Origin of the sequence: Candidatus Latescibacter sp., from assembly GCA_030692375.1 — a bacterium.
GTDB lineage: Bacteria > Latescibacterota > Latescibacteria > Latescibacterales > Latescibacteraceae > JAUYCD01.
Window position 1 is genome coordinate 1 of the sequence record JAUYCD010000058.1, and the last position, 12427, is coordinate 12427.

A 12427-nucleotide genomic window follows, 5' to 3' on the forward strand; every position below is an offset into this window, starting at 1 on the left:
TTGCTGCTTCGCAGGCACGATGAAGCCGTGTCCTGCCCCCTCCGGGGGAAGGATGTCCAAAGGACACGGGGTCCCCGCTCGTACGAAGTACGTGCGGGGTGGATTGAAGGGGGCTGCTTCCAACAATCTCGACTTTTGCAATTAGCTCATCGATTATTAATAGCTTACGCTTAGGTATTCATTAATCGGATGAAGTAACTATTAAAATTATATCCCTACTTATCAATATCGTTCTTGATTTTTTTCCAAGATAGTGTATATTTATGAAAAATCACTTTCTTTTAAGCAATTATCCCTTTTCATTTGTTTTTTAGATAGTCAATAATGAACATGGGATTTTCGAATCTCCGGGCCTTCAGCGCGAAGGTCAAACTATCACGTTCAAGGGGAAAGGAGGAGGAAAATTTTCTGGCTTGGTATTTGATCGCGAAGGGAATGACGGGATGATTCGCTGATCCCATCGTTTGGCAATGTACAAAGTTCCATGAATCCAAAGGAAGGTACACCATGAAAAAGATCCTGCTCATTGCAGTAGCGTCACTCTTTGTCTCAACAGCAGTGTTTGCCGATACCCCGACCAACATGGCGGTGGGGTATGACGCCGTTCTCAATGGCATCAGCGCTCGGATGATAACGTCATCGGGAATAGGCGTGCAGGGAATTGTCGGCCTGAACTTTGAAACTCCAAAAGCAAGTGGAGCAGGCTCGGGAATGGATCTCAACCTTGGCGCCAACGTGTTCAAATGCATGTGGAAAGCCGACAAAGTCAATCTCAACTGTTTTGCCGGGGTTGTGATTATGATGAAAAAACCAGAGATAAAAGATGCTGACACCAAGACCAATTTTGCCGTTATGGTCGGCGGCGAGCCGGAAATCTTCCTGTTGAGCAACCTGAGCGTTTCCACAAAGTTCGGTGTGCAGATTCAGATCAACGGGGACAACCTGGATGGCGCTGGCAAGACGGTAAAAGACTCCGGGAGCACCGTGTTCGGCACCTTCGGGGATAAGGTCAGTATCGTTGAAGGCGTATCGTTTAACTGGTACTTTTAAACAATTGACCATAGACAGGTTTTTTAAGGGCGCGAAATTTTTCGCGCCCTTATTATATACCTTTACTCTGGATTGATGAATAAACCAGGATTACCCACCGGGAGAATGATTCAATGGCTAAATCCGCCTGGGGCCTTGATAGACTCGATATGTTTAAAGGTCTTAATGCCATGGAAATGCAGGAAGTCGCCAAGATCACCAACAAGGTTCATTTCAATAAAAATGATATCATAGCCGGTGAGACAGATGTCTCCCGCGATATTTATGTCCTGATCGATGGAAGTGTTGAAATTATATCACTCAACGGGGTGCCGTTGTATCGAATTTCCACCGGAGAGATTTTCGGGGAACTTGCTCTGGTTCCGGACATCAAGAGAACCGCAATCGCGCTCTCCCGAGAGGACAGTTGGGTGTTGGTTATGAATATGCATCACCTGGAAAAACTCGGCGAAGAATATCCGGATGTTTATAAAAAAGTCTCGAATAATTTAGTAAAAAGCCTGGGCACAAAACTTGCCCGCGCCAACAAACTTATCGAACTTCTCAAAACAGAACTGGGAAAAGCTTTGAAACCCCGGGAATAAATATACCCTCAGTTATAGTCGATGTATGCATGATCGATTAAAAGTATATTCTTAAATCTGAAACCATAACGGGGAGACAGCTCGCGACACTTTTCTAACAACGAATAAAAAGTGTCACGGGAAATATCGTATTTCTAATCATGGGCAATCCCCCTGTTCTGTATCGATTAATGGTATTTGGCTACCTAACCCGAATTATTCACAAACTTGATATGACATTTTCTTAACTCTTTTTTAAACAAATACTTATTATTAATTTGGGAAGGCAGCCCCCTAAATCCCCCAGAGGGGGACTTTTCGTGGTAAAGATGAAAATGCGAAAGCGTAACTTTTAAAAAACCAATTAAGCCTTGTCTTGCAGTCTTTTAAGTCCCCCTTTGGGGGATTTAGGGGGCTGTAGTTTTAACGCTCACAGAGCCTAAAATCCCTTTTACATGCATAATTCGGGCTAAATATATACAGATTAAGGACATTGCCCATATTTTATTTTAACCGGACACTACTGGAAGAATTTGAAAAAGAAAAAATCACGCGTCTGGGTATTCCTTGCCCTGGGGATGACTGTTGGAGTAATATTCCTGTTTTTTCCCCCGATATCTCCACTTCGGAAACCAGTGGAACCAAAAGTGAATACGGCTCCGGCTATTCCTGCACAGAAGAGCGAGCAAAAGCGGTTTTCCAAGTTGGAAATCACCACAGTCACTTTTGAGAACGGCCAGATAAAAATCACCGGAGTTTCCGACCTGCCGGACAATTCCATTTTGAGTGTGGGTTTGGACATCGCCAACCGTACGGACACCAGAGAAGACAGCGGGATCAGTATCCGGGCCACGGTTTCTGGCGGCGCTTTCACTGCCAATCTTTATCAGCCGAAAACCCCGAAGTTTGCCCGCGGTCCAATTGTGGCGGATGCCCTCTTTTCTCCCCGAAATCAGCCTGAATCAGTGCTGGCACAAGTGGGGAAGGATGGGGAATATCTGGAGGGAGACAATGTGAAAGAACGGTTCGGTTTTCGCATACTGGAAGCAGAAAAAAAAGTAGATATGAGAACCAAATAGGCTTCGAGAAGATGAAATGCTATATCTCTGAAAAGCGAAAGATGTTATGAAACATTTTTTTTCCATCCTCTTTTTTTCCATCGCATTCATTGCCCAGGCAGAGGCCTCTCCCTGGTGGGTGTTTTTCACCGATGAGCCGGGGCGCAAGCCCGGAGATACGGTTTCGGCTGCCCTGATTGAGCGGGTAACTGAAACAGGCGCTCCGATACGCACTGTGTCCCGGTATTTCAATGCGGTCTCGGTGGAGTATGAGGGAAGTCCGATAGAGCTGGAAAAAATTCCCGGAATTCGGAAAGTGTATCCGGTGAGGTCGCTTATCCGAGTTCCGGAGCCTGCTGCTACTGAGAAATCCTTCCGTGCTAAACCTACCGGCACTTTGGCAGACAGCATCAGCCGATACGGTGTAATGTATGATGAACTCAAAATGCTTAATATCCCGGCGGTTCATACACGGGGCTACACCGGAAAAGGGGTGGAGGTCGGAATACTCGATACCGGATTCGACAAAATCAAGGAGACCGGATGCCTCAAAAATGTGCGAATAGTCCACACCCGCAATTTCGTTCGCGGGGGAGAAGATGTTTCCGGAGATTATCACGGAAGCTTTGTTCTGGCCTGTCTGGGGGGGATGCTTGATGGTGAGTACTACGGTCCGGCATTCAACGCTTCGTTTCTCCTGGCTGTGACCGATGATGTCTCGACGGAAACCCATACCGATGAGGATCGATGGGTGGCTGGGGTGGAATGGTGTGACAGCCTGGGAGCAAAGCTCATCTCTTCTTCCCTGGTTTACAATGAATTCGACAACCCCGCCGACAACTACAGAAGACAGGACATGAACGGCCACACATCCATCGTGGCTCGCGGCGCGGAAATCGCCGCTTCACGGGGAATCGTGATGGTGAACGCGGCCGGAAACGAAGGTACAACTTCCTGGGGAATCATCACCACCCCTGGCGATGCAGAGCATGTGATAGCAATTGGAGCGGTAAATGTTGTGAAGGCAGGAGATCCGGTTATCGCGGCGTTCTCTTCACGAGGTCCCACTGCTGATGGCCGTATCAAGCCGGATGTTGTCGCTCCGGGTCAGGGGGTGTATGTCCCCACCCTCGGAACCACCGGATTTTACATGATGACCTCCGGCACTTCTCTGGCAACTCCCCTGATCTCCGGTCTCTGCGCGCTCATTCTCGAGACGCACCCTTCATGGACTCCCGCCCAGGTAATGGCAGCGCTCAAAGCCTCAGCCCGCGACCTGGGAGACCCCGGCCCGGACAACATCTACGGCTGGGGACTGCCTGATGCCCTTAAAGCGATTGATTATTCCCCGACCGGAGTCGCTATAGACCAGTCCGGCGATTATGGGAAGCCGGTATCTTTCCGGCTCATGAACCCGTACCCGAATCCGTTCAATGCCGCAGTGGTCATTCCTTTCAGTCTGGACTCTCCGGAGAAGGTCAGGATCAATATCTTCGATATAGTCGGAAGACTGGTCGCCACCGTTTGGAACCAGCCTGCCACGCCCGGCCGTCACGAGGTTCTCTGGGACGGGGAGGGCTGCGCTTCCGGAGTTTATTTTGTCCGGGCCGCGGCGGGTAACCAGGTGGAGGCCGGAAGAGTAGTGATGGTGAAGTGAACGCTCCTTTTTTCTTACCCCATATACTGATGATGCGGCAAAAAGTAACAGGGAATGTTATTTTCAGAACGATAAGACAATATTATGTGATTTATTGTTTATTCTACGCTATTGAAAGAACTCACCCCCTGACCCCCTCTCTTGAAAATAGAGGGGGAGAACCATCTGCTTCTTAAACTATGTATTATCAACAAAATAACCAACGCTTTAGTCGTACCCCTCTCTTATTAAGAGAGGGGATCAAGGGGTGAGTTACCTCCAATAAAAAGATATTATATAGTGTTCTTTTGTCTTGATGAATATTTTCGGAATTCTTTTTTGCCGGATCATCATATACTAGAATGCAAAATTTTAATAAAAGGACAGCAAGATGATCCGGAGACTCTTTAAACGAAGGGGCGGAATCTCTAAGTCCGATGAGTTCTGGGAACAGGATATTATCCTGTTCGCCGCGGGCATAGGAAACGCGGTAGCGATTCTCTCGTTATTCATATTTTACTGGTTTGTATGCAACTGGCGTCTTGAGAATCCATTACCAATCGTCTACAAAATTGACGACGCCATGGTGGCTGTTGAGGCTGCCGCTAAAGAACAGGGAGCGCCCTCAGGCACAGCGGGAAAGGTGAATTGGCTGGAATTACCCGGCATTTCACGCGGACTGAAATCTTTTTATTACGCCCGAGAGCTTGTCGGGCCGATCATGGTGATGTTTACAGGAGACAACTGCAGCCTATGCGACCGTATGGAACGGGAAACCCTTTCCAATCCGGCCGTCTGCGATCGCCTGAATGAGAACTGGAGATGTATCCTGATAAACATCAATAAGGGGAGAGAGGTTGAATTATCGAACAGTTGGCTGCAGAGTCACCGCGGGTTGATGAGATGGTACAGTATCCATAAGGAAAATAATAAGCTGTTTGCCACCGAATTACTGAGCCATCACAGTTTGATGAGATGGTTTAACGCTGACAGTCTTCCCACGTTTGTCTTCTTTGACAGAGAAGGTGAGCCCGTCCAGAGAGTTTCCGGGTATTGGAATGCGGACGCGTTCGGCTCCCTGCTCGACTACATGCGGGACGGAGTGTACAAGTGGTACCTCCCGTTTGAACAGTATCTGAAAGAAGTGAAGCGGTGAATTTCTTCATGTTTCACTATCCTTTCATTCTCCGCATCAACGCAAAGTAGAGACGCACTTCGCTGCGTCTGTACTCAATAAAGGATGGAAAAGGCTGGAAATTCGAATGCATCACGGATAATTTATGGTATCTGAATAATTTTAACATATTTCGAGAGAATACAATAAAAATAATTAAAACAAGTTTTTTTCTTTGCGAACTTTGCGAGAAACAGTCTTTCAAAGGTTTCACAAAGATAGAAAACAAGCTATATCCCATAAGAAGAATCCTGATCCATTGTAAAAGAGAATTACCCTATGAACCAATCTAAAAAAATCCTGTCAATCTTGGAATCATGCGAATCATGGTTCAGAATTTCTCTCTATATCAACTTCATCCGCTTCATCCGCGGCTCCATTATTCTCTTAGTTTACATTATTCTCTTCTTTTCATCCACTGGAGCACAACCCACGGATAACCTGTTTATAGAACCTATCACCGAAGCCGGACTGGTGAGGATGCTTCCGGCTTTGAAAGCGGAAGCAAGAGAAATTGCGGCAGAAAAGAGAAAAAGCCCTCCTCAGGATGCCGACCAGAGGGATGCGATTATCGCGGCGCTCGATTCAGTTCAGACAGCAGTAGAGGAAATCAAAACAGGGGAACTCAATCCCCTGGAATGGATTACCGATTACTCCCGATACCTGGCTGTTCCTGTTGGTGTTTCGTATGATCCGGTTGCCTCACGGATTGAAAGCGTTTGGAATGGAGTTCCTACTGCGCTTTTCACTTTCGGGATTGAAGCTTCAGCTTTTGGGAATGCGGTTATCCATAATGATGTCAAAGCACTTCAGGAAATGACCGCCGAAGGAAAAATCGATGTCATACCCGATCACCGCAAGGTGAACTCCATTCTGGATACCGCCCGATTATTTTATCGAGACAAAAAGTTCATTGATAATGGCCTGACCGGCCCTCTGGCATGGTCGTTCACTGCTCCGGACAGTTCGCTCACCTTCGGTCTCTACGAAGCCAACATTATTCTTTTCCACGGGTGTACCACACTTTCTTCCGGGCCGCTGATCGAGATTGAGTGCGGCGGTATTTTAGGTGTGGACAGCGATTTGTTGAGAGCCGCCTCTCTAGACCTTCTCTCTCTCCTGGAACGTTGCGGCATCCCAATAACAGAGTATCTGAATTTTAAAACCGCTCTTTTCTTCGCCCGAGGCGATGCCAAAGATTCCAAAAGAATGGAAACAAGCGCTGCCAACCGCCCGAATACATCTGAAGCCAGGGAGACATTTGAAACATTGACGAGAATGATCGAGGTTCGGAAAATGAATGCCGATCTCTACAGCCGCTATGCCACAATACTGAATCCTCTCCTGACAACTCTTGATCTGAAGAAAAAGTAGAGAGTCTCACCACCGCTTGACCGATTTTTCTAATGCAATAAATACTTACGTAATGGAATGCAGGCAAGATAGTTACGCAGATATACAAGGATAACACCAGGGAGGAAAACGGATAGCGCTTGCAAATAGGAAAAGCGAAATGTATTTTTCTTCGCACATCCGGCGACCCCGTGAAGCACGAAAATCCTGGCTGGAAGATTCAGCTTACATTCACTCCGTGAAACGATACTATCATGAACTCCAAAAGTTAATGTGAACACTGGCTTGGCTTTTTTAACGGTTTATCATTTGGAAACCTAAACTTTCTTATGTGCATCTATCTCTTTCTTTAACTCTTGATTATATTACTTAAACTTTTACAGAACTCTGATACCATGTCATCCTGAACTTGTTTCGGGATCTATTTGCTGCACATTATTATTAGTTTTTTTATAGGAGATATCCATGTCCTGGTTTGATACCATGAAAAGGAATTTCCGCATCGGCGATGAGAAAGATGTTCCCGGCGGAATATGGATGAAATGTGAAGAGTGCGGCGCCATCCTGCTCAAGGAGCGGGTAATCCAGAACCTTTGGATTTGCGATAAGTGCGAGTATCATTTCAGGATAACGCCCAACGATTATATCAACCTGATTTTCGATAAAAATTCGTTTGTCGAAACCAACCGCACCATGCGGGATGTGGATTTTCTCAAGTTCGTCGATACCAAAAAATATTCGGCTCGGATCAGCGCCGCCCGCAGCGAAACGGGGGAGAATTCCGCCATCAAAACCGGCATCGGCAAGATTTACGGTAAACCGGCGGCAGCAGGGATTATGGATTTCCGGTTCATAGGCGGCAGCCTCGGTTCCGTGGTGGGGGAGAAGATCATTCGTGTGATGAACGATGCTATTGATAAAAAACTTCCAGTGATTATGATAACCCAGTCCGGCGGCGCCCGCATGCAGGAAAGCACCACCGCACTCATGCAGATGGCAAAAACTTCGGCTGCTGTGGGACTTCTTGCCAAGGCGAAGCTGCCCTATATTGTGGTTATGACTAATCCCACCTCAGGCGGAGTGACTGCATCATTCGCCATGCTGGGAGATGTTCATCTGGCCGAACCGAAAGCCTTTATTGGTTTCGCCGGTCCACGGATTATCAAAGCAGCCTTGAAATGCGAACTGCCCGAAGGATTTCAGAAGACCGATTTTGTTTTCGAGCATGGCTACTGCGATCGTATCGTATCCCGCCAAAATCTGAAAGACGAGATTTCAAAAATACTTTCGCTTTTCATGGATTAACCTGCCTTCTGACGATACGGAACCCGATGAACATGCCGCCGTATTAACCGGTACTTCATCTACACTGTTAATCGAACCCATCCTGAAACTGCCTCCAGGACAGATACAGTGTTTTTACACAGATACCGTGTTTTTACAATGAATAAGGAATGTAGGAACCTGCTGGTCATTCACATTATGTAATGCTTGCACTCTGATACTCGTAAAAATAAGAATAAGGAGATAAGTTTACATAATGTACATTATGCGCACACAATTATCTATCTCCGTTCAACGGAATTACATTATTCCGGGCAGAAAACGTGGCAGTTTTTCCATGGTTTCGGAATTTTTTCACCGCAATGAGCACAGTGGATAAATTCAGAATGGTCTCTTAACATGATAATTCCTCCTTTGAAGCCTTCCTCCTCCTATGATGGGAAAATAAATCGCTCGATCATTTTTAGCAAGAAGCAAAATAAACCTTGGTGTTATAAAGGATCAAAGCAATGTGGAATGTTGCAAAACATATATAAAAAACTACCCGTGCAACATTGTATGAAATTCTGTTGCAAAACCCTGTTTGAATCCTCATATTTGGTTTACTTTCAATGATATGAACAACACTTTCAGTTATTTTCTGCGGAGGATTGATGAATTTTACCTGGGTTGATTGGCTGATTATCATTGGATATCTGGGCGCCACAGTATCAGTTGGTCTTTACGCTAAAAGATTCGTTTCCGATCTTGCAGGATATCTGGTTGCCGGCAGGCGTCTAAGGATCGGGCTCGGCACCTCAACCCTCATTGCTACCGAACTCGGCACTGTCACAATTATGTATATGGGCCAGAACGGCTACCAGAACGGGTTCGCAGCCATGGTGATGGGGATTATCCTGCTCACCGCCTACCTGCTGGTGGGCCGCACCGGGTTCATCATCGAGGGACTGCGGCAGCTACGGGTCATGACCATCCCGGAGTTTTATGAAATCCGATACAGTCGCACCGTGCGTATCCTCGGGGGATTACTCCTGTTCCTGGGCGGCACTTTGAATATGGGTGTGTTTCTCAAGCTGGACGGTGTATTTTTGAGCCATGCCATGGGGTTCGGCGACTCGGCGGTGGCGATCATCATGATTATCATGCTCGTGGTGGTGGGACTCTACACCATGTTCGGCGGCATGCTCAGTGTAGTGTTTACCGATTACATGCAGTTCGCGGTGATGACCTTCGGCATGTTCCTCGCCACCATCTTCGCGTTCAAGGCGGTTTCTCTGCACCAGGTCGCGCATGCGGTTACCCAGAGCCTGGGCTCCGCCGGGTTCAATCCTTTCACCAACGACAACCTGGGATGGACCTTCGTTTTCTGGATGCTTCTCTCTAATTTCGCCGCCGCCTCGCTCTGGGCGCCGGGTGTTGCCCGGGCGCTTTCTGCGGAAAGCCCAAAGACCGGCAAACGGATATTCACCATCTCCAGCCTCACATTCGCGGGACGGGCCATGATTCCAATGTTCTGGGGTGTCATCGCACTCACACTCTATCCTGGGCTGACCGGTGAAAATTCCATGGCGGCTATGCCGCGGATGCTTGGCGCGATCCTGCCCACCGGTGTGCTCGGCATCCTCATCGCCGGAATGCTCGCGGCGTCCATGTCTACCTACTCCTCCTACCTGCTGGCCTGGGCATCGGTCATCACCCGCGATGTCATCGCCCTCCTCTTAGGCGGCCGTCTCTCCGAGAAAGTGGTCATGAACATCACCCGGGTCTGGGTGGCTCTCATCGGCATTTATCTTGTACTGTTCGGTCTTCTCTACACCATGCCGGACATCGCCCTAAAGTACATTTACATCACCGGAAACATCTACACCGCCGGCGCCCTCTCCGCCATCGGCTTCGGCCTTTACTGGCGGAAAGCCAACAATATCGGCGCCTATGCCTCGCTCGTAACCGGCGCGATTGCCCCGATAGCTTTCCTCGTGCTTTCCGGAATGAAATCGACGCTGCCTCCGTCGCTGGCCTGGCTGACAAATTCAAATTTTTCCGGATTTGCTTCGTTCGCTCTCGGCGCGGCAGGCATGGTGGCCGGATCGCTCCTGACCCAGAAGCGTTATCCGCCCAGGGACATCACCCCATTACTCACAAAGGAGCGCTGATATGGAAACCGTTATGACCCCAACCTATATCTGGATGGGTATTTTTCTCGTCGCCGCTGTGATGTTCTGGGGCACAGCCCTCTGGGCTGTCTACCGGGGATTCATTGATATTTTGGATATTATCACAACGGAAAAGGGAAAAACATTGCGCCAGGGCACAAAGGGGAAAGACATAGCCTGAAACAGAGATACCCGCTTCATCAATGTCTTTTTTTTAACCTTCCATTACTTCCTTCAAATCCGGAACGCCGTTCACCACAGCTATGCGTCTCCCGCCAAGCAATTCCAGGCGCGGGATTATCTCCGGACGGGCGCCTTCGAGGAAGTAAAGCCCCTTGCCCATTTTCCAGGCTCTTTCCGCCGAGTACCATGTCCCTCCTGTTTCTCCGGGTTCCACAACGATAACCGCGTCCGCCAGGGCTACCATGAGCTTATTTCTCCGGAATGCCGCATGGGTGGTAAACACCTGCCAGATAGGAAGCTCGCTCATGACCAGGAACGAGTTCGGATTGTAGGAATCCTGTATATCTTTGTGTACACGAAACCGCGAGAGACCGTACGGCAGAACTGCGATGGTTTTTCCTCCCGCCTCCAGAGCGCCGCTGTGAGCCGCCATATCAACTCCCCGGGCATAACCGGACAACACGGTGAATCCACACTCAGCAATCACCCTCCCGCATTTGTAGGCTAAGTCGGTTCCTGCCTGAGAAGCATTCCGTGCTCCGCATATCATTATGGTTCTGCTCTCCAGGAGAGAATAATCACCATAACAGGTGAGCGTTTCAGGCGCTCCGTTTCCGAGAAGAGGAATTATTTTTTTCGGGAAACCGGCCTCATCCGCTCTGAGTTCCAGGAGATGAGCAGCCTCCGAACCGTTCATCTCATCATCCCGATAATAGGTTCCATACCGGCGCATTTTCAGGAAAGGACGGCGACTATACCTGTTGCCGTCATGGATATACCGGTTCGTATAATCATACTCCGGCCCTTTAGCACACATAATTCTTTATCTCTCCCTATGTTCTTCTATTAGCCATGATACCAGCATCCTCCTTGCATATACAATACCATAGAACAGTACATATGTCAAGTGAATTTTATTATACTGCATAAATTTTTTTCCGAAATACTTTTTTAATCCGGATTATTCATGAAAAAATTTGTCTCTATCTTCTCACTACATTTGATTTCTTTCTGTTTGTATCCTATATTTGGAAAAATCGTGTTATTGCTCCGGTGATTAAAGAGTGACATCGGATGACGTCATGCCGAACTTGTTTCGGCATCTATTCCAAATATTGGTATCAATATTTATTCGACGGAGCAATACCAACAGTAAACATGGAGTCGCCCATGAATTCCCGTGAACGGATACGTAAAGCAGTCAATTTTGAAAAACCCGACCGGGTGCCCATTGATCTGGGTGCTCTAAGAGCTTCCGGCATCCATGCAGAAGTCTATGACAAGCTGAAAAAAAGGATGGGTATCGCCACCCTTACCAAAATCCACGATTCCATGCAAATACTCGCCGAGATAGAAATGGAGGTGTTGGAGTGTCTCCATGCCGATGTTGTTCCGCTCGAGGCGGCTACAGCTTCCTGGGCAGGGCAGGATGCCCACGAGGGTGTTAAGAAACGTCTTTTCAGCGGGCTTACCGTGTATTTCCCGCCCCGGACGAATATTACCAGTGAACCCGACGGAAGCTGGGTGCTCCGTAACGCCACCGGGGAGCCTTACGCCCTCATGCCCAAAGACGGCTTCTATTTCGATTTCATTCGCCCCACTATGTCTCACCGGAAAATCGATCCGAAAAAATTCCGGCCCCGTAATACCATTCCGGATGAGGAGCTGGACCTGCTCGCCGCGCATGGCCGCTTTCTCTATGAAGAGACCGACAAGGCCATCCTGGGCTGGGGAGCGAGCATCTCTCTTTTCGGGCTTTCCGCCCTCCTTTCGGACAACATTACCCAGGGATCGCTCGATGAGTGGCTCTGCATGCTTATGGTGGAAAAGGAAACCGCCAATGAAATGATGGGGAGATATGTGGATTCGGTCATTGCCTGCTTGAGCCAGTACAATGAAGCGGCGGGTGACTACTGTTTCGCCTGGGGTGTGGCCTCGGACGACGCCGGAACCCAGCGGGGGGAGCTGCTTTC

Annotated in this window: 11 protein-coding genes; 10 read left to right on the forward strand and 1 reads right to left on the reverse strand. The window is 48.2% G+C overall.

What is annotated here, in order from left to right:
- Positions 1-507: 507 nt before the first annotated feature.
- The 9 genes from Q8O92_03830 to Q8O92_03870 all read left to right on the forward strand — a co-directional run bounded on the left by Q8O92_03830 (position 508) and on the right by Q8O92_03870 (position 10452).
- A complete protein-coding gene (locus Q8O92_03830; GenBank protein MDP2982441.1) occupies positions 508-1050 on the forward strand; it encodes a hypothetical protein in 543 nt (180 codons plus the stop codon).
- Positions 1051-1163: 113 nt separating this feature from the next.
- Entirely contained in the window at positions 1164-1634 is a 471-nt protein-coding gene (locus Q8O92_03835; protein MDP2982442.1) for a cyclic nucleotide-binding domain-containing protein, read from the forward strand.
- A 626-nt stretch (positions 1635-2260) separates the two neighbouring features.
- Positions 2261-2692, forward strand: coding sequence for a hypothetical protein (locus tag Q8O92_03840; GenBank protein MDP2982443.1), 432 nt, complete (start codon positions 2261-2263; stop codon positions 2690-2692).
- A 46-nt stretch (positions 2693-2738) separates the two neighbouring features.
- Positions 2739-4328: a S8 family serine peptidase gene (locus tag Q8O92_03845; protein ID MDP2982444.1), complete on the forward strand. Its 1590-nt coding sequence runs from the start codon at positions 2739-2741 to the stop codon at positions 4326-4328.
- 370 nt (positions 4329-4698) lie between these two features.
- Complete coding sequence (locus Q8O92_03850) at positions 4699-5463, forward strand: thioredoxin family protein (GenBank protein ID MDP2982445.1); 765 nt, start codon at positions 4699-4701, stop codon at positions 5461-5463.
- A gap of 297 nt (positions 5464-5760) precedes the next feature.
- Entirely contained in the window at positions 5761-6855 is a 1095-nt protein-coding gene (locus Q8O92_03855; protein ID MDP2982446.1) for a hypothetical protein, read from the forward strand.
- A 444-nt stretch (positions 6856-7299) separates the two neighbouring features.
- Positions 7300-8139: an acetyl-CoA carboxylase, carboxyltransferase subunit beta gene (gene accD / locus Q8O92_03860; GenBank protein MDP2982447.1), complete on the forward strand. Its 840-nt coding sequence runs from the start codon at positions 7300-7302 to the stop codon at positions 8137-8139.
- A gap of 632 nt (positions 8140-8771) precedes the next feature.
- The gene (locus Q8O92_03865) at positions 8772-10271 is read left to right on the forward strand and encodes a sodium:solute symporter family protein (protein ID MDP2982448.1); all 1500 of its coding nucleotides are present in this window, start codon (positions 8772-8774) and stop codon (positions 10269-10271) included.
- 1 nt (position 10272) lies between these two features.
- Entirely contained in the window at positions 10273-10452 is a 180-nt protein-coding gene (locus tag Q8O92_03870) for a hypothetical protein (protein ID MDP2982449.1), read from the forward strand.
- Between the two features lie 33 nt (positions 10453-10485).
- Here Q8O92_03870 and Q8O92_03875 read toward each other — a convergent pair whose 3' ends face one another.
- Positions 10486-11271 carry a DNA-processing protein DprA gene (locus Q8O92_03875; protein ID MDP2982450.1) on the reverse strand — a complete coding sequence of 262 codons (786 nt, stop codon included), beginning with the start codon at positions 11269-11271 and terminating at the stop codon, positions 10486-10488.
- Positions 11272-11624: 353 nt separating this feature from the next.
- Between Q8O92_03875 and Q8O92_03880 the strand changes: the two genes are divergently transcribed.
- Positions 11625-12427 (forward strand): hypothetical protein (locus Q8O92_03880; GenBank protein MDP2982451.1); only part of this gene is annotated, 803 nt, incomplete at its 3' end.

What these genes read in the sequence shown, in the direction of transcription:
- accD (MDP2982447.1), top strand. Translation starts at nt 7,300, where the DNA reads ATGTCCTGGTTTGATACCATGAAAAGGAATTTCCGCATCGGCGATGAG.
- Q8O92_03855 (MDP2982446.1), top strand. Translation starts at nt 5,761, where the DNA reads ATGAACCAATCTAAAAAAATCCTGTCAATCTTGGAATCATGCGAATCA.
- Q8O92_03870 (MDP2982449.1), top strand. Translation starts at nt 10,273, where the DNA reads ATGGAAACCGTTATGACCCCAACCTATATCTGGATGGGTATTTTTCTC.
- Q8O92_03835 (MDP2982442.1), top strand. Translation starts at nt 1,164, where the DNA reads ATGGCTAAATCCGCCTGGGGCCTTGATAGACTCGATATGTTTAAAGGT.
- Q8O92_03875 (MDP2982450.1), bottom strand. Translation starts at nt 11,271, where the DNA reads ATGTGTGCTAAAGGGCCGGAGTATGATTATACGAACCGGTATATCCAT.
- Q8O92_03830 (MDP2982441.1), top strand. Translation starts at nt 508, where the DNA reads ATGAAAAAGATCCTGCTCATTGCAGTAGCGTCACTCTTTGTCTCAACA.
- Q8O92_03850 (MDP2982445.1), top strand. Translation starts at nt 4,699, where the DNA reads ATGATCCGGAGACTCTTTAAACGAAGGGGCGGAATCTCTAAGTCCGAT.
- Q8O92_03865 (MDP2982448.1), top strand. Translation starts at nt 8,772, where the DNA reads ATGAATTTTACCTGGGTTGATTGGCTGATTATCATTGGATATCTGGGC.
- Q8O92_03845 (MDP2982444.1), top strand. Translation starts at nt 2,739, where the DNA reads ATGAAACATTTTTTTTCCATCCTCTTTTTTTCCATCGCATTCATTGCC.